22 protein-coding genes and 1 riboswitch are annotated in these 19,143 nt (G+C 32.2%); of the genes, 13 read left to right on the top strand and 9 right to left on the bottom strand.

All coding sequences use genetic code 11. From position 1 onward, the window contains the following. Window positions 1–76 precede the first annotated feature (76 nt). From OEA66_RS11125 to OEA66_RS11115, 3 genes are read right to left on the bottom strand one after another with little or no spacing between them, the layout of a single operon-like run. Window positions 77–796: a pyridoxine 5'-phosphate synthase gene (locus tag OEA66_RS11125; protein WP_267281435.1), complete on the bottom strand. Its 720-nt coding sequence runs from the start codon at window positions 794–796 to the stop codon at window positions 77–79. Next, window positions 793–1,764 carry a hypothetical protein gene (locus tag OEA66_RS11120; protein WP_267281434.1) on the bottom strand — a complete coding sequence of 324 codons (972 nt, stop codon included), beginning with the start codon at window positions 1,762–1,764 and terminating at the stop codon, window positions 793–795. The genes OEA66_RS11125 and OEA66_RS11120 overlap by 4 nt, the downstream gene beginning before the upstream one ends. Before the next feature lie 28 nt (window positions 1,765–1,792). Further along, window positions 1,793–3,058, bottom strand: a complete 1,266-nt coding sequence (locus OEA66_RS11115; RefSeq protein WP_267281433.1) for a mechanosensitive ion channel family protein — start codon at window positions 3,056–3,058, stop codon at window positions 1,793–1,795. A 165-nt stretch (window positions 3,059–3,223) separates the two neighbouring features. Between OEA66_RS11115 and OEA66_RS11110 the strand changes: the two genes are divergently transcribed. The 3 genes from OEA66_RS11110 (at window position 3,224) to OEA66_RS11100 (ending at window position 5,468) form a co-directional block, all read left to right on the top strand. Next, on the top strand, window positions 3,224–4,402 hold the full coding sequence (locus tag OEA66_RS11110) for a carboxypeptidase regulatory-like domain-containing protein (protein ID WP_267281432.1): 1,179 nt from the start codon (window positions 3,224–3,226) through the stop codon (window positions 4,400–4,402). Window positions 4,403–4,464: 62 nt separating this feature from the next. After that, a complete protein-coding gene (locus tag OEA66_RS11105; protein WP_267281431.1) occupies window positions 4,465–4,956 on the top strand; it encodes a DUF456 domain-containing protein in 492 nt (163 codons plus the stop codon). Window positions 4,957–4,964: 8 nt separating this feature from the next. Next, window positions 4,965–5,468 (top strand): hypothetical protein, encoded by a 504-nt coding sequence (locus OEA66_RS11100; RefSeq protein ID WP_267281430.1) that lies wholly within the window; start codon window positions 4,965–4,967, stop codon window positions 5,466–5,468. Here the strand turns inward: OEA66_RS11100 and OEA66_RS11095 are convergent. The 3 genes from OEA66_RS11095 to OEA66_RS11085 form a co-directional block, all read right to left on the bottom strand. After that, window positions 5,455–6,096, bottom strand: coding sequence for a uracil-DNA glycosylase (locus tag OEA66_RS11095; RefSeq protein ID WP_267281429.1), 642 nt, complete (start codon window positions 6,094–6,096; stop codon window positions 5,455–5,457). The genes OEA66_RS11100 and OEA66_RS11095 overlap by 14 nt on opposite strands. Continuing rightward, window positions 6,097–6,399: a hypothetical protein gene (locus OEA66_RS11090; protein WP_267281428.1), complete on the bottom strand. Its 303-nt coding sequence runs from the start codon at window positions 6,397–6,399 to the stop codon at window positions 6,097–6,099. 65 nt (window positions 6,400–6,464) lie between these two features. Then, entirely contained in the window at window positions 6,465–6,965 is a 501-nt protein-coding gene (locus OEA66_RS11085) for a GNAT family N-acetyltransferase (RefSeq protein ID WP_267281427.1), read from the bottom strand. Between the two features lie 195 nt (window positions 6,966–7,160). On the opposite strand from OEA66_RS11085, the gene OEA66_RS11080 reads away from it, so the two are divergent. From OEA66_RS11080 to OEA66_RS11060, 5 genes are all read left to right on the top strand, one after another. Continuing rightward, window positions 7,161–9,308, top strand: a complete 2,148-nt coding sequence (locus tag OEA66_RS11080) for an endonuclease MutS2 (RefSeq protein ID WP_267281426.1) — start codon at window positions 7,161–7,163, stop codon at window positions 9,306–9,308. A 9-nt stretch (window positions 9,309–9,317) separates the two neighbouring features. Then, the gene (locus OEA66_RS11075) at window positions 9,318–9,806 is read left to right on the top strand and encodes a YcxB family protein (RefSeq protein ID WP_267281425.1); all 489 of its coding nucleotides are present in this window, start codon (window positions 9,318–9,320) and stop codon (window positions 9,804–9,806) included. Window positions 9,807–10,151: 345 nt separating this feature from the next. Beyond that, window positions 10,152–10,814, top strand: a complete 663-nt coding sequence (locus OEA66_RS11070; RefSeq protein WP_267281424.1) for an ATP-binding cassette domain-containing protein — start codon at window positions 10,152–10,154, stop codon at window positions 10,812–10,814. Window positions 10,815–10,844: 30 nt separating this feature from the next. Further along, window positions 10,845–11,642, top strand: a complete 798-nt coding sequence (locus OEA66_RS11065) for a hypothetical protein (RefSeq protein WP_267281423.1) — start codon at window positions 10,845–10,847, stop codon at window positions 11,640–11,642. A gap of 76 nt (window positions 11,643–11,718) precedes the next feature. Then, window positions 11,719–11,904, top strand: a riboswitch (cobalamin riboswitch). A 113-nt stretch (window positions 11,905–12,017) separates the two neighbouring features. Next, window positions 12,018–12,401: an acyl-CoA thioesterase gene (locus OEA66_RS11060; RefSeq protein WP_267266710.1), complete on the top strand. Its 384-nt coding sequence runs from the start codon at window positions 12,018–12,020 to the stop codon at window positions 12,399–12,401. Between the two features lie 89 nt (window positions 12,402–12,490). Here the strand turns inward: OEA66_RS11060 and OEA66_RS11055 are convergent, their stop codons facing one another. The 3 genes from OEA66_RS11055 to OEA66_RS11045 form a co-directional block, all read right to left on the bottom strand. Then, complete coding sequence (locus OEA66_RS11055) at window positions 12,491–13,396, bottom strand: T9SS type A sorting domain-containing protein (RefSeq protein ID WP_267281422.1); 906 nt, start codon at window positions 13,394–13,396, stop codon at window positions 12,491–12,493. A 134-nt stretch (window positions 13,397–13,530) separates the two neighbouring features. After that, complete coding sequence (locus OEA66_RS11050) at window positions 13,531–14,121, bottom strand: HD domain-containing protein (RefSeq protein ID WP_267281421.1); 591 nt, start codon at window positions 14,119–14,121, stop codon at window positions 13,531–13,533. Further along, the gene (locus tag OEA66_RS11045) at window positions 14,121–14,789 is read right to left on the bottom strand and encodes an XAC2610-related protein (protein ID WP_267281420.1); all 669 of its coding nucleotides are present in this window, start codon (window positions 14,787–14,789) and stop codon (window positions 14,121–14,123) included. The genes OEA66_RS11050 and OEA66_RS11045 overlap by 1 nt, the downstream gene beginning before the upstream one ends. A 275-nt stretch (window positions 14,790–15,064) precedes the next feature. Between OEA66_RS11045 and OEA66_RS11040 the strand changes: the two genes are divergently transcribed. The 5 genes from OEA66_RS11040 to OEA66_RS11020 all read left to right on the top strand — a co-directional run bounded on the left by OEA66_RS11040 (window position 15,065) and on the right by OEA66_RS11020 (window position 19,123). Beyond that, entirely contained in the window at window positions 15,065–15,394 is a 330-nt protein-coding gene (locus OEA66_RS11040) for a PadR family transcriptional regulator (RefSeq protein ID WP_267266714.1), read from the top strand. Window positions 15,395–15,405: 11 nt separating this feature from the next. Beyond that, window positions 15,406–17,124: a PspC domain-containing protein gene (locus OEA66_RS11035; RefSeq protein ID WP_267281419.1), complete on the top strand. Its 1,719-nt coding sequence runs from the start codon at window positions 15,406–15,408 to the stop codon at window positions 17,122–17,124. A gap of 311 nt (window positions 17,125–17,435) precedes the next feature. Beyond that, the gene (locus OEA66_RS11030; protein WP_267281418.1) at window positions 17,436–18,035 is read left to right on the top strand and encodes a 1-acyl-sn-glycerol-3-phosphate acyltransferase; all 600 of its coding nucleotides are present in this window, start codon (window positions 17,436–17,438) and stop codon (window positions 18,033–18,035) included. A gap of 74 nt (window positions 18,036–18,109) precedes the next feature. Continuing rightward, window positions 18,110–18,544 carry a PaaI family thioesterase gene (locus OEA66_RS11025; RefSeq protein ID WP_267281417.1) on the top strand — a complete coding sequence of 145 codons (435 nt, stop codon included), beginning with the start codon at window positions 18,110–18,112 and terminating at the stop codon, window positions 18,542–18,544. 114 nt (window positions 18,545–18,658) lie between these two features. Next, entirely contained in the window at window positions 18,659–19,123 is a 465-nt protein-coding gene (locus OEA66_RS11020) for a hypothetical protein (RefSeq protein ID WP_267281416.1), read from the top strand. Window positions 19,124–19,143: the final 20 nt, after the last annotated feature.

Genomic DNA, 19,143 nt, shown 5'->3' with positions numbered 1-19,143 from the left:
AAGATTTTAGAGGTTAGAAATTAGACGTTAGTAAAACAAAAATTAACTTCTAATTTCTAACCTCTAGTTTCTAACTCTACCATTTTGCCAGTCTCTTCAAATAAGCCTGAACTGTATTTTCCATTCCCATATACAATGCTTCAGAAACTAATGCATGGCCAATTGAAACTTCTAAAAGATTTGGGATATTGTCTGCAAAATATTTTAAATTCTCTAAGCTTAAATCATGGCCGGCATTAATACCTAATCCAAATTTTTCAGCTTCAAAAGCCGTTTCAACATAAGGTTTGATGGCTTCTTCTTTATTTTTAGAATAGTTTGATGCGTAAGCTTCAGTGTACAGTTCAATTCTATCGGCTCCTGTTTCCGCAGCAAATTTTACCATATCAGGATTTGGATCTAAGAAAATTGAAGTTCTGATTCCTGCATTTTTAAATTCCGTAATGACAGATTTCAGAAAATCCATATTTTTTTCACAATCCCAACCCGCATTTGAAGTTATTGCATCATCTGCATCGGGAACCAAAGTTACCTGTTCAGGTTTTACTTCTAAAACCATATCGATAAAATCTCGGTGTGGATTTCCTTCGATATTGAATTCGGTATGAACCAAAGGTTTCAAATCATACACATCTTTTCTTGTAATGTGTCTTTCGTCGGGTCTTGGATGAATGGTGATTCCGTGAGCACCAAATTCCTGAATTTTTATTGCAGCTTCAGTCACACTTGGAGTTTCTGCTCCTCTAGCATTTCTGATGGTTGCAATTTTATTAATGTTTACACTTAGTTTTGTCATTTAGAGAACAATTTTTGAAAAACGGTCTTAAAAGATATTGCATTGAGAGGAAATTCTGCTAAAACATGAATCATGCTCAATACGAAAAGAAACAACAAGCCCGTTTGATAATTTATAAGGTACAAAGCTATTGATAAAATCCAAATCCCTGCAACTAAAACCATCTTTTTTGGCTCCAAAGACCGACTCCATCCTATGACAGAAGTCTTGGAAAACCAATTCAGATAATGATAGGTGTAAGCAAAAGCTATAAAAATCTGTACTTTTATGATTAGTGCTGCAGTTTCGATCTTACCAATAAAAAAAACCAACCACTGACTAATAGGTTTAAATCCTGTAAGATTAAATAAATTTTGTGCACTTGATCTCTCCAAAGCTAAATTTTCTACAGGAAAAAAATAAATTAAAAATGGCACAGCCAAAAGACTTATAATACTCAGCAAACCCAATCTATTGGGACTTGAAAGATATCCCATGATCATAAACATTGCTGTAAATACGTAAACATGAATAATTGTAGGCAGAAATAAACCAAAAAGAATGATGACACCGGGTTTGAAAAAGTAAAGAATAACACAAACCAATAAAGTTGCGATCATTAAACTTTTAATCAACATTGATTTAGTTTTAAAAATAAAGTAAATACTTATAAGAAGAAACGCAAACAATAAAAACCCTACAAAAAAACCATTATTTATACTGTACAAATTGAAAATACTGATATAATTTAAAAATAAAAAAAGCGACAGTGCGACAAATAATAAGACAAAGATTTTCACTGTTTTTTTAGGAACAAAGAAATCTTTATTTTTTAACCAATGTAATTCTGTTAAATAATGTAATGGTCCCAAAACAGCATAAGAAAACAAGAAAGTATCGAATGGAAGTACACAAGATATTACTGCAGCCAACAAAAGCATGATGAAATTTAGCTGTTCCGCATTTTGATAAGATGCAATATTTTTCATCCTGGCAAATGTACTTTTTAATACAGATTTAGACTTTTAAACCGATCTGCATAATCTGAAGATCAAATTCCTTTGAAGCGACCAATAAATGGTCAAAAATATCGGCTTGAATCTGTTCAAAACGTACCCATTTAGAATCATTTGCAAAACAATAGATTTCCATAGGAAGTCCTTGCGTTGTAATTTCCAACTGACGAACCATGATTGGGCTTTCTTTATCGATTTCTGGATCATTTTCAAGATATTTTTGAGCGTAATACCTGAAAACTCCGATATTAGTCAACTGCCTTCCGTTGATGATTTTATCTCGATGCTCGATTGAAGCTTTTTCCTGATTGATCTCTGATTTTTTTTGATTTAAATAATCTGAAATAAGATTAATTTCTTTTAGTTTTTCAATCTCTTCATCATTTAAAAATTTAAAGGATGTAATATTAAAAACTATTGATTTTTTTATTCTTCGTGTATTCGATTCCGACATTACCTGAAGATTTTTAATTTCAGTAGTCAGTAAATCGTATGTGGGAATAGAGGAAATTGTTTTGTCGAAATTTGAAATTTTTGTGGTCAGCAAGCTTATATCTAAAATATTTCCTTCAATATTATATTTTGGAATTCCGATCCAATCACCAACTTTTAAGCTTTTGGAAGTAGCAACGTGAATTCCGGTTACAAAACCTAAAATTGTATCTCTGAACACCAAAACCAAAACTGCTGTAATTGCTCCTAAACTCCCGACAATCGTTGTTCCTTTAATCCCAAAAATCACACAGATGCTTACTATAGTAAAAATGAAAATACCGAGAATTTTTACCGTTTCAGAAATCGCATTAATTGCCATCACTTTGTAGTAATCCTGTTTTATCGTAAAATAGCTTCTAAAACCAGTTAAAGAACGATACAACATTCCTGCAAGAATCAATACTAAACCTAAATTAACCGATCGGTGAATGAAAATAGTAGTATTCTTTAAAGCTCCCACAAAAATAGATTCATGCAAAGATCCTATTGTCGCCAATGCTACAAAATGAGCAAGAGAATTGGTAATTCTAGAATTGTAAATAGATTTTATAACAGGAAACTTTTCTTCGTTACGAAAAAACTTAAAAGTATAATTGATTATAATCTTGAAAATAAAATCAAGCAACAGGAAAATCCCAAGCAATAACGCCATTTTCACGATGATATGAAAAACCCAATCAAGACCAGTTGGAGAGATTTTGCTCACATAAATATAAAGCTGTTCACTAGTTTCCTGAAAAAAACTTTTGGTATCTTTTATTTCGTCTTTCATTAAAACAAATTTAATAAATTAAAATTCACTACAACCCTAATAAAATAAGAAATTTCAACAGTTTTAATTTATATTAATTAGCAAATATTTAAAATTAATTTAAAAACACAATCAAATCAACAATAAATTCATTAATTTAGTATTCTTAATTTAAAACCAAATTCTATGAAAAATCTCAACTTATTCTTTATTCTCATTCTGCTTTTATCACTTGGATCTTGTAGATCAGATTCTGAAAGTCCGGCAGAAATTACTGTTGACAACACTATAAAAACCGGTAAAATCTCCGGAAGAGTAATGTCGCAAAACGGAAACAAATCTATCGGAGGTGCATCTGTTTTCACATTTGATGAAAAATACAAAATCTATTACACAACTTCTGATTCTAATGGAAATTTCACATTAGAAGCTCCTGTTGGAAATCATACAATCCATATTCAAACCGGAAATGGTAGTAACTTCCGTACTGAAATTTCAGCAACTGTAAAAGACAACGAAACTTTAAGCTTAAACGCAAGTCAAACCAAACTAAATCAGGTTGCTAAAATTGCTTACATAAAAGGAAACTATGATAAAATTGAGGACATTATTCAGAATTTAGGATATAATGCCACAGAAATTACGAATGCTGATCTTGCCAACATTACCACAATTGCTCAATACGACATTATTTTCCTTAATTGCGGATCAAGAAATTACAACTCAAATCAATCACTTTACCCTGCGATTGACGCTAATTTGGCTGTTTTCGTTGCTAATGGCGGAAGTATTTATGCATCAGATTGGGATGTGGCATATTTAGTTGGTGGAACTGACAACACAACCAGCTGTTCTCTTCCTGGTGGATTTGTTCCTGATACAAAATTATGCTCGACAAACACAGGAAGCTCTGGAATTATTCCGGCAACTGTAAATAGTGCAGGATTATCTACGGCTTTAGGATTTAATACACTTAATATTGATTTTGATCTAGGTTCATGGCAAAAAATCACCAATTATGATCCGACGTATTGGGAAGTTTTAGTGAAAGAAACTTCATCAAACAATGCATTGATGATCAGAACCAATCATTTTACAGCAACAGGTATTCCCGCGACACCAATCGGAAATGCTCCGAATACAACATTTACAACAGTTTGCATTACCCTTCCGGGAAATATTCAAATCAGTCTTTCTGTTCCTACCGCTGCAGTTCCTTATTTGGTAGCTTTAGGCGCAACGGTGGGACCATGTTCAGGATCTACAAACAGTGGATATATTTATTACACAAGTTTCCATAATCACGCTACAGGAAACATTGGAAATGCAGGAGTAATTCTACAGTATGTAATTTTAAATCTTTAAAAATCGGCTTAAAAATTGATAAACAAAAGTGACTTTAAAAGTCACTTTTTTATTTAATAAATATGGATCATTCAATAATTTCACTTTTAAGTATCATTTTACTTATTCTGGGAATCTTAGGAACTTTTTTACCAGTGTTACCTGGATTGGTTTTAAGTCTTAGCGGGCTTTTAATTTATAAATATGGCACAGATGCTAATCTTTCAGTACTTTATATTTGGGCATTTGTAATTTTAACACTTGCTTCTGTGGTGTTAAGCTATGTAATTCCAGCAAAAACCAACAAAAAATATGGTGGAACAAATTGGGGAAGCATAGGTTCGGTTATCGGAACAATTGTGGGACTATTTTTACCAATTCCATTAGGTTTTCTTGTAGGAATGTTTGCCGGAGTTTTTATAGGGGAACTTTTGCACGACAGCAAAGACATGAATAAAGCTCTAAAATCAACCAAAGGAGCGTTTATAGGATTCATTTACGGAACAGGATTCAGCTTAGTTGTTGGAATTGCGATGCTAATGGTTGTCGTTTTAGATATTTTTAAGATAATTTAATTGTAAAAATGTATAAACATATCATATTGAGTTTAAGCTTAATCAGCCTGATAAATTGTAAAGCTCAGAAAGAACTGAAAAATCAGGAAACAACTCAAAATTCTACTGAAGTAAAAACCGAAATCCCTATGAAAGATGAAGGAAATATTATTTATTTCAGTGAAGGAGAAAATAAATTTTTGAAAGAATTTCAAATGAATGTTACTTTTAAAAGTATGGCAGAAGACAGCCGTTGTCCGCAAGGAACTCAATGCATTTGGGCAGGAGTTGCCGTTGCCAATGTAGAGTTGATGAGCACCACGAGTCGACCAATGACTTTACAATTTTCAACCACAGAAGTTAATGGAAAAGATTATCATACGACACAATCTTTTAACGGATATAAAATTTCTTTAGTAAAAGTTACCCCTCACCCGACTGCAGAAAATGGAGCAAAATCACTTTCGGGAAAATACAAAATCGGAATTTCGATCACGAAAGAAATAGATCATACGAATTCTACCATGAAATAAGCTTCTTCCCTTTTGAAGCAAGATATTCATTAATTTTTGAGAAAGGTTTGCTACCATAAAAACCTCTGTACACAGAAAAAGGTGATGGATGCGCAGATTTAATGATAAAATGTTTAGCTGGATTGATTAATTCGGCTTTTTTCTGTGCAAAAGCTCCCCACAAAACGAAAACTACATTTTCTTTTTTATCTGAAATTTCTTTGATAATAAAATCAGTAAATTTTTCCCAACCTAAATCTTTGTGAGAATTTGGAGAATGAGCACGAACTGTTAAAGTTGCATTCAATAATAAAACGCCTTGTTTTGCCCAATCATCCAATTCTTTTGAAGTTCGCTCAACTCCAATATCATCTTTTAATTCAGTGAAAATATTTTTAAGCGAAGGTGGAGCTGTAACCTGTTCAGAAACTGAAAAACATAAACCATTTGCCTGAAAATCACTATGATAAGGATCTTGACCAATAATCACGACTTCAACATCATCAAAAGCCGTTAATTCCAATGCTCTGAAAATCTGTTTTTTTGGAGGAAAAACTTTCGTTGTTGCATATTCCTGTTTTACTTTTTCCCAAAGATTGGTAAAGTATGGGGTGCTTTTTATTGGGGCTAAAATTTCGGTCCAGGTCATTTAATTTATTGGTTTTAATTCTAGATACTGGTCTTTTCCTAATGTAATATAAAATAATGCCAAGAAAGGATTTGTTCCGCTAAGATTATATCTTAAAATTCCATCCTCATTAATACACAGATTAATCAAATTTGAAGTACACCAATCAATTTTTGCTTTTAAAGCATGATTTCCGGGAGAAATTTCAAATTCATTTGATTCACCATCTTTTATCTCACCTATTCTTTTGTTGTCAAGAAGAATTTCTATTGAACGCAATTTATTTGAAAATTCTGATGATCGATTAATAATTATTTTTGCCATATTTTGTTACCGTAATTCTAATATATTGTAATGGTTTTTTCATCGTCAAAAGCATAAATAAAATATTATTTCTTCAAACTAAACACCAAATTATCCGGAAAGCCTTCATCTTTTCTATCTTCCAAAATAAAATTATGTTTTAAAAGAAGACCTTTTGAGTTTTCATTAAACTTATTGGTTATAGCCACAATTTCCAGCAAATTTAGATCATTAAAACCAAACTTTAAAACTGCCTGTAAAGTTTCAGACATAATTCCTTTTCTGTGATATTCCGGTAGCAATTCATAACCAACTTCTGCTTTTTTTCTGTCTTCCGAAAACTTCCAGAGACAAATTGTTCCGATAAGATTTGTTTGGTTTTTAAGTGAAATTCCCCAGTAAACAGTTTCATTATTTTCAATCCTTTTTTTGATGGTTAAAATGAAATCAAGCGCATCGTAATTTGATTTTGGAGGAATTCTTTTTACAAATTGATTAACCACTTTATTGCTTCGAATTTTTAAAATATCATCAACATGGCTTTCATTAATTTCTTTTAAAATCAAACGTTCGGTTTCTATTCTCATATTTCAAATGTAGTAAAAACGTATTTGAAGTTAAATTAAATTTTAAAAATGAACCATTAGATGATTTAAGCATAGATCTAAAAGCGCAGTGTTTAATGATCTTGACTCCTTGAAAGAATCTTAATGGTTTAAAATTTAAAAATACATTTTCAAATTTCTAAATTAACTCATTTTCAAATTAATTATCTTTGCACTGTGTATATAAATAAAGAAGATTTAGACGAATTAGAGTTTCCGCAATTGCTCGCGGAAATTTCTCCTTTTGCGTACTCTCCGAAAACAAGAGATAAAATTCTTCAACTTCGTCCAATGGAAATTGACGAGGCAGAACTTTCCCTAAAAAAAACTTCCGAATATTTGTCGAGTTTTGAAAGTTCAAATGCTATTCCGTTTGATGAATATGAGGATATTGAAAGTGAGCTAAAACTGATGATGATCGAAAATTATCGATTGGAAAACGTTGCTTTCATTAAAATAAAAACGCTTACGGAACAAATCGGGAAACTGCAGAAGTTTTTCCCAACCATGCCCGAAACTTTCCCTACATTGATAAAGGATGTTTCTGTGCTTGAATTTAAAAAGGAAATCATTGATAAAGTTGATAAAGTTTTCAACCGTTTTGGTGAAGTAAAAAGTGAGGCTTCTCCAGCTTTAAAAACATTGAGAGCTGAAATTCAATTGGCTAAAAAAGCAATTCAGGAGAATTTCAACAGAGTTTTATTCAATTACGGACAAAGCGATTTTTTGGATGATATCCGGGAAAGTATTATTGAAGATCAAAGAGTTTTAGCTGTAAAATCGGCGTATAAAAAAAGAGTTCCGGGGAGAGTTTTAGGACTTTCAAAAACAGGTTCTATTACTTACATTCAGCCAGATTCTGTTGTCAAACATTATTTTAAACTGAAAGAAGACCAAGAAGAAGAAAAAAAGGAAATAGACAAAATTCTGAGAAAACTGACTGCAGAATTGGCAGAATTTCAACCTCAGCTTTGGAGATATCAAATGTATATTTTCGACCTTGATTTAACGAGAGCCAAAGCAAAATTTGGAGAATTAATCAACGGAGTTTTACCTAAAATCAACCGTCACAGAACGCTGAAATTAAGAGAAGCTTTTCATCCTTTGTTGTTTTTAAGAAATAAAGCAGAGAATAAAACTATTTTCTCGCAAACTTTAAGCTTAAAAGATCACAACAGAATTATCTGTATTTCGGGACCGAATGCTGGTGGAAAATCAATTACTTTAAAGACTGTAGGATTGCTTCAGCTGATGATTCAGAGTGGAATTTTAGTTCCTACCCATCCAAAATCTGAAATGTTTTTCTTTGAGAAAATCATGACCGATATTGGTGATAATCAATCTATTGAAAATCATCTTTCAACGTACTCATCGAGATTAAAGAAAATGGGCGGAATCATTCGTGAAGCCGACGCCAATACACTTTTATTGATTGACGAATTCGGAACTGGTTCTGATCCTGAATTAGGTGGCGCTTTAGCCGAAAGTTTCCTAGAGTTTTTCTATGATAAGAAAAGTTTTGCCATTATTACAACGCATTATACTAACATTAAATTGGTGGTGGAAGAACTTCCGAATGCGCAGAATGCAGCAATGCTTTTCAACGAAGAAACACTTGAACCGATGTACAAACTGGAAATCGGACAAGCCGGAAGCTCATTTACCTTTGAAGTTGCTGAGAAAAATAAAATTCCAAGATTTATCATTCATTCTGCTAAGAAAAAAGTAGAACATGATATTGTGAATTTAGATAAAACGATTGTAAAGCTTCAACAGGAAAAATATGAAGTTGAAAAACTGAAAACTGATCTTGCCGAAAGAAAAGAATCTGTAGAAGACAAACGTGACAATCTTCAAAAATTGAATGATCAGCTTCAGCAAAAACTCTTCAATTTCCAGAAATTATATGAAGAAGAACATCGAAAACTTCAGTTTGGAGGCAAGATTGAATCTTTTATCGACAGTTATGTAAAAGGGAAATCGAGGAAAGATGTAGTGAAAGATTTTGTGAAGATTCTGGAGCAGGAAAAATTTAGAAAAACTGGAGCAGATAAAGATGAAACCAAACGTCTTCAGGTTGTGAAAAGAAAAATAACACAACAATTGAAGAAAGAAGATGTCATTGAAAAAATCAGCGAAACCAACGAAAAAATTGAAGAAAAACGTAAATCTGACCGAGAACTTTGGATGAAAATCGGACAACGTGTGAGAATTACGGGAAGTACGAGTGTGGGAACAATTGAGAAGATTTCAAGAAATAAAGTGACTGTAAATTACGGCACCTTTAAAACATTGATTGATGCAGATGAATTGGAGAGAATTTAATGCTTAAAAATGACCGTAGAAACGCATATTACTTTTAAAGATTTCCTGAATTTCAATTTAAAAAATTCATTACCAAGATTGATTATTTTTTCTTTAATCATTCTGGCAGTTTTGGGACTGAATTTATACAATACAGAGATCGATACGAAAGAAATTTTCAGGTCTGCAATGATTTGGTTTGCAGTTCTGTTTGTTTTTATTGTTGTTCGCTCATATTTCAGATTAAAAAATACATTTTATTCGAATAAGAAAATTCAGGAAAAGATTGTTTATACCTTCACTGAAGAAAAAATTCAGACAAAAGGCGAAACATTTGACGGAGATTTTACCTGGAAAACCGTTTACAAAGTAAAAGAAAACAAAGACTGGTTTTTGATTTATCAAAGTAAACTAACGATGAATATGGTTGCGAAAAAGTATTTTACAAAGGAACAGATTGTGGAACTTCGAAGCATGATTAAAAATAATAATGTGAAAGCTAAACTTAGAACCACCTAAAATCAATAAAAAATATAAAAGGGAGTGTCTTAATTGATGCTCTCTTTCTTTTTATTGCTATTTTTGAAAAATGCTTATCAGTTTAAAAGTATTATGGGTTTTTTACAGGAAACTTTTGATCCCGGGAATTTTGTTTTCTGTCTTGCTTTCTTTTTCTCTTGGGTTCACGATACAGAATATCAGTTTGTGCTTTCTTCTGTTATTTCCTTTGCTGCATTATTTTATTTATGAATTGAGATTTAAAAATGAATATTTATTCTATGCAAACTTTGGGTTTTCGAGAATCCAACTTTGGAGCATCACAATTTCTTTTGGGATCATCTTAAAATTCGTGAGTGCATTTTTATGAGTAAACTTCACATTGACAGCATTACAAAATCTTTTGGTGAAAAAGATATTTTGAAAGACATTTATCTGCACTTGGAAACTGGTGAAATTTCAGGACTTTTAGGTAAAAATGGTTGCGGAAAATCTACTTTATTTCAGATTATTTTTGGAACAATTAAAGGTGACACACAATTTATTAAATTTAATAATGAAATTCTAAGAAATCAATCTGACAGAAGAAACAAAATTGCCTATTTGCCACAAAACACGTTTCCACCGAAAAATGTCAAGATTAAAAATCTCATCAAGCTGTTCTGCAGCAAGGAAAATGTTGATGCAATTTCAGAATTAAATCTAATTCAGCCATTTTTAAATGAAACCCCAAAAACACTTTCAGGAGGAGAATTAAGAATTATAGAAACATTACTTATTATTTATTCAAAAGCAGAATTTATTTTGTTGGATGAACCTTTTCACAGTTTGTCCCCAAAAATAATTGCTGAATTAAAAACAATCATTAAACAACAAACTGAAAATAAAGGTTTTATCATTTCAGATCATCAATATCATGATGTATTGGATATTTCTGATGATATTTTTCTTCTTTCAGACGGTTATTTAAGACCTATTGAAGATTTAAAAGAATTGAAACGGTTTAATTATCTCCCGAAAAATATTTAATTTATATCTTTGAACTATAAATATTTTATAATGACTTTCATAAACAAAGCAATCTATTTATCGATATTCAGTATTTTTTCTTTTGCGCTAATCAATGCACAGAATAAAGTTCCTTTTGGCGTTGTAAAAGCAGAAGACGGTTATGCGATGGTGCGTGTACACAAAGAAGATTACCGTAAAATTGTTGATAAAATCAGAATGAAAAAAGGTGATGTTTTTGTTTATGTAAAGCCGGCTCCGGGAGAAACCGAATGGATCTGGATTAAATATCCTGAAAAAGAAGAGCTTCCAAAACCATTTGTGAGATACGATAGTCTTAATAAAGAAGGAATGGTAAATAAAGGCCGTATTGCATTTATCGATCAGCTTCCCAAATTCACTCCGGTATTATCTAAAAACGGAAGATCAATTACTTTTACCGACAATAATAATCCTAAAATTCCTGCTAATCAAAGAACAAAAGTGGTGATTGATATTTATCCTTCCAACGCAAAATTCAAAAAGCAGGAAAAAGATGCCGAAGGAAACATCGTTAAAATTGACAAGCAAAAACCTTGGGGAATCAGCAAAGAACTTCCTGAAGACTTAACCGAAATAAAATCTGTTCGCGTGCAGCAACCTGGAAGAGGCTCTGTTTTTGTGAGAGAAGGAATTAAAAATATGTTCCAGCCTACAAAAGATTTTGAAAACATGGGTGTAACTTCAATGGATGATGATCATATTTTCCTTTATATGATTAATGGATCAGGTGAAAACAGATACATCACTTTCTGGACTATTAAGGAAGGTAAAGCAATCAGCCAGATCGTTTTCAGTAATCCTGAATAATTCTTAGAAAATATCCTTTATTATTAGTACTTTTGCAACCGAAAAGAATTAAGCTTTTAGGAAAACCTTCTGCTTTTTACTTTTCAGGAAATTGGGTTTTGCTTAACGCAGATTAAAAGGGAATCGTGTGAAAATCACGTACTGTCGCGCAACTGTAAGTAACCAAAGTCTTTATAAAAAACCACTGTTTCGTGTAAAAAACGAGATGGGAAGGAATAAAGATGTTACAAGTCAGGAGACCTGCCTATTTCTTTAGACAAAAACTTTCGCGATTTGAAGTTTATTGATCTTATAGTTTTTCGGGAATTTTATATTCCTGAATTATTCTGTGGATTCCAGTAATATTTCATTTTCGCTTTAATTTAATAATGAAATATGACTACAGAAGAAAGAATTCAATCATCGGAAACCCGAATTTTCAAAGCCGTTTTCCCCAATACAACCAATCATTACGACACTCTTTTCGGAGGAACCGCCATGCAACTGATGGATGAAGTTGCATTTATTACCGCTACAAGATTTGCCAGAAAACGCGTAGTAACCGTAAGCAGCGATAAAATTGACTTTAAAAAGCCAATTCCTGCAGGAACAATTGTAGAATTAATCGGGAAAGTTTCGCACGTTGGAAATACAAGTATGAAAGTAAGCGTAGAAATCTATACCGAGCAAATGTATTCTTATGAAAGAGAAAAAGCGATTGTAGGAGATTTTACTTTTGTTGCAATTGATGAATTTAAGAAACCAATTCAAATTCTATAAATGAAAAGTTTCGGCAACCTTCGGTTGCCGAAACTCAATCTCAAATTATTTTTTTCTGCGGTTTCGGCGGGCTTTGCCCGCCGAAACTTTTATTTTTTAATAATTTTCTTTGTTGTAGAAAGTCCTTCTTTGTAATTAATTTTAAGTATATAAACTCCAGAAGAGAGTTCTCTTATATCAATCTTATCATTATTTAATGAAAGGTTATTTAAAACTTTTCTACCATTCAGATCCAATATATCAACAGAATCAATGGTTAGTTTAGTTTTAATCGTCACAAAGTCGGATGCAGGATTTGGAGTTATTGAAGCATCTCCCACAGTCCTTGCATCAGCAACTCCTAAATTTTGAGCAATCAAAGTAAGAATAGCTTTGTATTTCTTTCCTTGAACTTCAGTTGTTGCTGTTGAATTTGGACCCGTATAATTTGTCGGTGGATTTAGCGGATCAGGATTAACAGTATCACTTCTGTTAATTAACGTAACATCATTAGTATAATCAACTGTTTGGTAGAAAGGATAAGAATTACCATTATCACCCGATTTATTTTCATCAACAGTAATCACCAAATTTTGAGTTCCATTATAAGCAAATGGAGTCGTCAAAGTAATGGTAACTTCATTCCCTGTATAAGAAAGAGTTCCCGTCGTTAAAACTTTTTGTTGTTGCGAAACAGGAATCCATCCTGCTCCTGTTGTGCTTACTACATTTTGGAAATTAGTTGCATTTGTATGCCCAATCCAAACATCAACCTGCGCTGTATTGCTTAATGAAGTGATCGGGTTTTGAACATAAAATTTTAGCTGTTGAATATTCATTGCAGGGCCAATTTCACTTGCCAAATAAATCTGCTGAGACAAACTATATCCGTAATAAATGGATATAGGAGTAGACAAACCAACATTCGAGTCCGTTCTGGTTCCCGAACCAATTGTTACTTGTGAATAAAACAAGTTTACCGCTAAAACGGCAATAGAAAGTAGAGTTTTTTTCATAAAATTTAATTAAAATAATTATTAAACAAATATATCAATTTAAAAATGATTAAAATTCAAATAATAGCACGAAAAATTACAATACAACTACCAAATTACCTATAACAACATATTTTTAATAAATCCATTACAATTTATCTCAAAACCTTTTCCGATTCTAAACTTAAATTCAGTAACGCTTGAAAAGCTTCTCCCATTTCATCAGAAGCTCGGCTGATTGCGTTTTCCAACATATTTCTGATTTGCAGTTCGGTCACTTTAGCTTCAGTCCAGCTTTTTCCGGAAGTATGAGAGTTTAAAATAAATGGCATAATTCGATCAATCGCACAGGCAAAAATAGCATCGGGAGTTTGTTCTTCTTCAAATTCTAACCAAAGATTAAAAAACTCGGAGCGAAGGGGTTCATCCAAAATTCCGAAAATATTTTGAGCGGAAAGTTTTTCTCTTTCAAATTTTCCGACCATTGCAGCTTCGTCAAAAAGGAAAGTGTCTCCCGCCTCAATTTCCACCAAATCGTGGATAGAAAGCATTCTGATTACTCTCAACAAATCGATATCGGTTCTGTTTTTTGCGTAAGGAAAAAGAATTTGTGCTAAAATAATTATCTGCCAAGAATGTTCGGCTGTATTTTCTCTTCTGGAATCATCTGCATTGTAGTTTCTTCTCTGTACGTTTTTCAGTGCGTCAACTGCCACAATAAAATCGATTTCTTTCTGTATTTTCATTATTTTTCTTTAGAATATAGTTCTTTTGGATAAGTTGTTGTTTTTGAAAACCATTTGTAATCTATAAATTCTCTTTTTACGGTAACAACTTTTTTGGGATCTCTTGTGTCTTCTTCAAACTCCAGAACTTTAACTAAACCTTTGTTCGGGAAAAATTGATATTCTGAACTAAGATTCCAGCAGCACCCATTTTCTTGATAAGTAATAATTCTTTGACGTGCCGAATCGGTTTTAAACATTCCTGATTTAGAATGAATCAAATCATTAAAGTCATTATTTAAAACAAATTGTTTCGCAGAATCATTGATGTAAACTTCATAGAAAGGATTTTTATTGTTGCTATTCCCGTTTCTCACCGCAACATCATCAATTCCGTCAAAATTAAAATCATCAAAAATAATTGAGTTTTTCAATGAATCGAGAATAGGTTTTCTGATTTCATCAAAATCTAAATAAAAATTCGATGAAGATAAAGTCTGATATTTCTTCATCGTACTTTTATCATAAAGATCTATTGTTGCTTTTCCATTGCATTTATTCTCTCCGCAACTTTCGATATTTGCAATCACATTGTATGTTTTGGAAACATTCTGCAGCTCAAAATAATTTTGAGCATTACAAAACATCCCAAAACATACTAACATTAATGGTAGTTTTCCAGAATTCATTTCGAGTTAATTTAGGTTTTAGTTGATAACAAATATAGAAATTTAGATGCAAAAATTCATCTTATTTCTAATATTTAATCCAGCGATAAAATTTAGAACAAAAATTATACAACTGATTATCAATTGTTTAAATTAATTTTAAAAATAATTTCACTACTTTGTATTGCATATTACCATTTTAATTACATATCTTTGTAATGTAAAATCGGAATAGGTTCAACTAGCTAGGAACCGAAAGCTGAAAATATATAACTAATTAACAAAACCCATTAAAGATGAATACCGAAAATACCAAAGCGCAAATGCGAAAAGGGATTCTGGAATTCTGTATTTTAAGCCTCATCAACAATAGAGAAATGTATGTTTCTGACCTGATTGATGAACTGAAAAAAGGAAAACTGGATGTAGTGGAAGGAACCCTCTACCCTCTTTTAACCAGACTGAAAAACGGAGAATTTCTCTCCTACAGATGGGAAGAATCTACAGGAGGACCGCCCAGAAAATATTATCAGATTACAGAAAAAGGCAAAACGTTTTTATCTGAATTACAAAACACCTGGAAAGAATTAACCGATTCTGTAACCCAAATTACTCAAAAACACTAAAAACAAAAGCTATGAACAAGACACTCTCAATAGGACTCGCAGGTTTTTCTTTTACAATAGAAGAACACGCATATATAAAGCTCAGCGACTATCTTAATGCTCTGAGAAACTCTATGGATGCTTCTGAAGCAGATGAGGTAATTCATGATATCGAGATCAGAATTGTTGAAATCTTCAGAGATACTTTAGGAAAACGTGAAGTAATTAATGATACCGATGTAGAAAGAGTAATGGCACAAATCGGTTCTCCGGAGAAAATCGAGGAGCAGGAAGAAGCTTATTATTCTGAAAAAAATACAAAAACAAGTTTTTCAGGAACGAGATACAGTGACAAAAGACAATTGTTCCGTGATTCTGAAAGACAAAAAATCGCCGGAGTTTGTGCAGGTTTAGCAGCTTATTTCGGAATAGATATTACAGGAATGAGACTGATCTGGGTTGGAGCATTTATTATCTTATGTTTTGGCGCACCAGTAATGTTATTTATACCTCTTCTTTATATAATTCTTTGGGCAATTTTACCGATCGCTACTACAGCTTCAGATTTTTTGAAAATGAAAGGTAAACCTCTGAATTTTGATAATTTAAAGGAAGAATCTGGCAAAATTGTACAGTTTGCTAATGAAACAACAACAAGAGCAGGAGAAATTTTCATTGAAAACAAACCTTACATTGACAATGCAGGAAGCGGAGTTTGGAACGTTTTAAAATATATCATCGGTGGATTCTTCGCATTCATGGCAGTAGGAAGTATTATAGGAGTATTTGTAGTATTCGGACTTTTCGGAATAGATTCAAACTTTCCGGGAGCAAACGAAATGAAGTTTTACTTTGATGATGATGGCTTGTATAATGTTTTGGCAGCAATCATTATCGTAGGATCTTTAATTCCGGCTATCCTTTTTAGCTTGTTGAGTATTAAAATTTTCTCACCAAAAACTAAATTGAGAAATATCGGTTGGGTTTTAGGAGCCTTATTCTTAACAGTAATCGGATTAGGAACATTCTTCGGATTGAGTATGGCAAAAAGAGAAATGTTTTTCAAAGGTCATAAAGAAGATGTAGAAGAAATTGCCATCAACACAACTTCAGACAGTCTTTATGTAGATGTAAAACAAATCACGATTCCTCAGAACTTTACGGGATATGATGATGATATTTATTCTGACAAAAAATTGGTGTACGACAGGGATCATATCTATGTAGAAGTAACGAGAAAAGAAAATATTAAAACTCCTTATTTAATCATTAAAAAAGATGCAAAAGGTTATAATATTCCTCTTAACGTAAGTGTTCCGGTAGAGATTGTAGGTAATAAAATCTTACTTCCAAACTACATCAAATATCCTTATGATCACAGAAATAGAAATTATCACGTTGATTATGAATTGGTAATTCCTAAAACTTCAGTTGTAATTTCATTAAAAGACGACATCAATATAGACGGCGACGCAGATGGAAACGGAATCAATGATAACGAAGAAGATAACGATGACAGCGATGGAAATGATAATACTTTGGAAATTGAAAAGAATAAAATATCAATCAACGGTTCTACAATAGAATACAGCGATAATGATAAAGACAGCGTGATTATCAACGGAAAGAAATATCAAAAAGATGAAGCTAAAAAGATAATGGATACCATGAAGATGAATATTGATAAAATGAAAGATGTTGACATTAAAATAAAAGACGGAAAAAAAGAATATTCTATTAAAACCAAATAATTAAACTTTAGAGAGTGCAGAAGGTGTGAGTGAATGACAACCGTTTGAAATTCACACTCTTCTTCTCTCAAAAATTTATAAAAAATTTCAATAGAAAGTGTTTTATATCACAAAATCTTTGTATATTCGTGTATTCAAATTCCACAAAAAACAAACACAAAAAAATTAAACCATGGTACAAGTAGTTTTAGAAATTGCAGTAAAAATCGCAGATTTAATCAGCAGTTTATTTTAAGAGCGACAATATTTCAATATATTTGTAGAGTATAACCAAAGTTTGGTTATACTTTTTTGTTTTAAATATAATATATATGAAAAAGCTGATAGGCAGTCTGATACTGAAAATTCTGGGTTGGAAAGTCGTTCTTCAAGGCGACGTTAAAAATCTCGACAGATGTATTCTTGTTGTAGCACCACATACTCACAATATGGAATATCTTTTGGGAAATTTAGCCTATTGGAAATTAGGAAAAAAACTTAAAATCATTATTAAAGACGCTCATACAAAAGCTTGGTATGGCGCAATCGTAAGAAGTTTAGGCGGAATCGGAATCGACAGAAGCCAGAAAAACGACTTAATTAATTTTGTGGCTAATGAATTTAAAAAAGAAGATTTCAGCTTGGTAATTACTCCGGAAGGAACGAGAAGCTGGGTTCCGAAATGGAGAAAAGGTTTTTATCACATGGCTTTGGCGGCAAAAGTTCCTATTGTTTTGGCTGCCGGAGATTTTAAGAGAAATATTGTTTATTTAGGCTACCAAATTCCTTACGAACGATTAGAAACCGCAAGTTTCGCAGAAGTGATGCAGGAAATTCAGGATTATTATATTAAAAACGACATCGGACCAAAAATCCCTGCCAACTGGAATCCCAATTTGATGGGAGCAGATGCGGAAGAAGTTAGAAGTTAGAAGTTAGAAGTTAGAAGTTAGAAGTTAGAGCAAAATTATTCATTACCAATTATTCATTACACATAAAAAAAATTATGTACACTAAAGATAAAACCAAAGCAGAAATATTAGAATTCATCAACAATTGGGGTGAGGAAACTTTTGCTAAAACGATTGGTATCAGGTTCATTGATATTGATTTGGAGAATGAAACTCTTACTGCAACAATGCCGGTTACGCCAAATATTCATCAGCCTTTCGGAATTATGCATGGTGGAGCAAGTTGTGTTTTGGCCGAAACAATGGGTTCTAGCCTGTCTAATATTTTCATTGATGGCAGTAAGTATTTTGGAGTAGGAACTAACATTAATTCCAATCATTTACGAAGTAAAAAAGACGGAATGGTAACCGCAATCGCAAGATTCATCAGAAAAGGAAAAACAATGCACGTTTCTGAAATTGAAATTCGTGATGAAAAAGGTCAGCTCATCAATCACACTACAATGACCAATAATATTATCAACCGATAAGAAATTCATTTTAAACAAATTAGAGACTCAAGATTTTGAGTCTTTTTTCATATTCCGCTGCAACCTTTTTATTTTTTTTCATCTTATATAAAGAAACCCTTAAATTTATACATCATGAAAAAACATTTACTTCTTTTATTATGTTCCATCTTATTTATTTCGATTTCGTGTCGTAATGAAGATGAAGAACAAGTTGAAAGCAAAGCCCAAATTAACTTTCAGTTGATTGGAAAAGGAAATCTTATGGGGTCATCATACGCTCCACCACAAAATACAGTGATCACAAATTCTACGCAATGGACAAATTTCCTGAATCAAATTGATGGTCCGAATAATCATCCTTCTTCAGGTTTTACAGAAACTAATATTGATTTTAACCAGTTTATGATTATTCTCGTCGTTGATGCAGTTTATCCAAATGGTGGACATTCTGTTGACATAATGACAATTGATGAAAATGCGCAAAATATTGAAGTTGATGTAGAGAAATTACTTCAGGGAGATGTAACCGCAGTGATTACTCAACCTTATCATATCGTGAAAATCCCTAAGATTATTAAACCTGTTGTATTTTATTAAAATCTACTGCAACCTTTTTA

The organism is Chryseobacterium luquanense (assembly GCF_026460945.1).
In the GTDB taxonomy this organism is placed as follows: domain Bacteria; phylum Bacteroidota; class Bacteroidia; order Flavobacteriales; family Weeksellaceae; genus Chryseobacterium; species Chryseobacterium luquanense.
The sequence above is the reverse complement of the archived record's forward strand: the minus strand, read 5'-3'. Positions and strand labels throughout refer to the sequence as shown.

What these genes read in the sequence shown, in the direction of transcription:
- OEA66_RS11125 (WP_267281435.1), bottom strand. Translation starts at nt 796, where the DNA reads ATGACAAAACTAAGTGTAAACATTAATAAAATTGCAACCATCAGAAAT.
- OEA66_RS11120 (WP_267281434.1), bottom strand. Translation starts at nt 1,764, where the DNA reads ATGAAAAATATTGCATCTTATCAAAATGCGGAACAGCTAAATTTCATC.
- OEA66_RS11115 (WP_267281433.1), bottom strand. Translation starts at nt 3,058, where the DNA reads ATGAAAGACGAAATAAAAGATACCAAAAGTTTTTTTCAGGAAACTAGT.
- OEA66_RS11110 (WP_267281432.1), top strand. Translation starts at nt 3,224, where the DNA reads ATGAAAAATCTCAACTTATTCTTTATTCTCATTCTGCTTTTATCACTT.
- OEA66_RS11105 (WP_267281431.1), top strand. Translation starts at nt 4,465, where the DNA reads ATGGATCATTCAATAATTTCACTTTTAAGTATCATTTTACTTATTCTG.
- OEA66_RS11100 (WP_267281430.1), top strand. Translation starts at nt 4,965, where the DNA reads ATGTATAAACATATCATATTGAGTTTAAGCTTAATCAGCCTGATAAAT.
- OEA66_RS11095 (WP_267281429.1), bottom strand. Translation starts at nt 6,096, where the DNA reads ATGACCTGGACCGAAATTTTAGCCCCAATAAAAAGCACCCCATACTTT.
- OEA66_RS11090 (WP_267281428.1), bottom strand. Translation starts at nt 6,399, where the DNA reads ATGGCAAAAATAATTATTAATCGATCATCAGAATTTTCAAATAAATTG.
- OEA66_RS11085 (WP_267281427.1), bottom strand. Translation starts at nt 6,965, where the DNA reads ATGAGAATAGAAACCGAACGTTTGATTTTAAAAGAAATTAATGAAAGC.
- OEA66_RS11075 (WP_267281425.1), top strand. Translation starts at nt 9,318, where the DNA reads ATGACCGTAGAAACGCATATTACTTTTAAAGATTTCCTGAATTTCAAT.
- OEA66_RS11070 (WP_267281424.1), top strand. Translation starts at nt 10,152, where the DNA reads ATGAGTAAACTTCACATTGACAGCATTACAAAATCTTTTGGTGAAAAA.
- OEA66_RS11065 (WP_267281423.1), top strand. Translation starts at nt 10,845, where the DNA reads ATGACTTTCATAAACAAAGCAATCTATTTATCGATATTCAGTATTTTT.
- OEA66_RS11060 (WP_267266710.1), top strand. Translation starts at nt 12,018, where the DNA reads ATGACTACAGAAGAAAGAATTCAATCATCGGAAACCCGAATTTTCAAA.
- OEA66_RS11055 (WP_267281422.1), bottom strand. Translation starts at nt 13,396, where the DNA reads ATGAAAAAAACTCTACTTTCTATTGCCGTTTTAGCGGTAAACTTGTTT.
- OEA66_RS11050 (WP_267281421.1), bottom strand. Translation starts at nt 14,121, where the DNA reads ATGAAAATACAGAAAGAAATCGATTTTATTGTGGCAGTTGACGCACTG.
- OEA66_RS11045 (WP_267281420.1), bottom strand. Translation starts at nt 14,789, where the DNA reads ATGAATTCTGGAAAACTACCATTAATGTTAGTATGTTTTGGGATGTTT.
- OEA66_RS11040 (WP_267266714.1), top strand. Translation starts at nt 15,065, where the DNA reads ATGAATACCGAAAATACCAAAGCGCAAATGCGAAAAGGGATTCTGGAA.
- OEA66_RS11035 (WP_267281419.1), top strand. Translation starts at nt 15,406, where the DNA reads ATGAACAAGACACTCTCAATAGGACTCGCAGGTTTTTCTTTTACAATA.
- OEA66_RS11030 (WP_267281418.1), top strand. Translation starts at nt 17,436, where the DNA reads ATGAAAAAGCTGATAGGCAGTCTGATACTGAAAATTCTGGGTTGGAAA.
- OEA66_RS11025 (WP_267281417.1), top strand. Translation starts at nt 18,110, where the DNA reads ATGTACACTAAAGATAAAACCAAAGCAGAAATATTAGAATTCATCAAC.
- OEA66_RS11020 (WP_267281416.1), top strand. Translation starts at nt 18,659, where the DNA reads ATGAAAAAACATTTACTTCTTTTATTATGTTCCATCTTATTTATTTCG.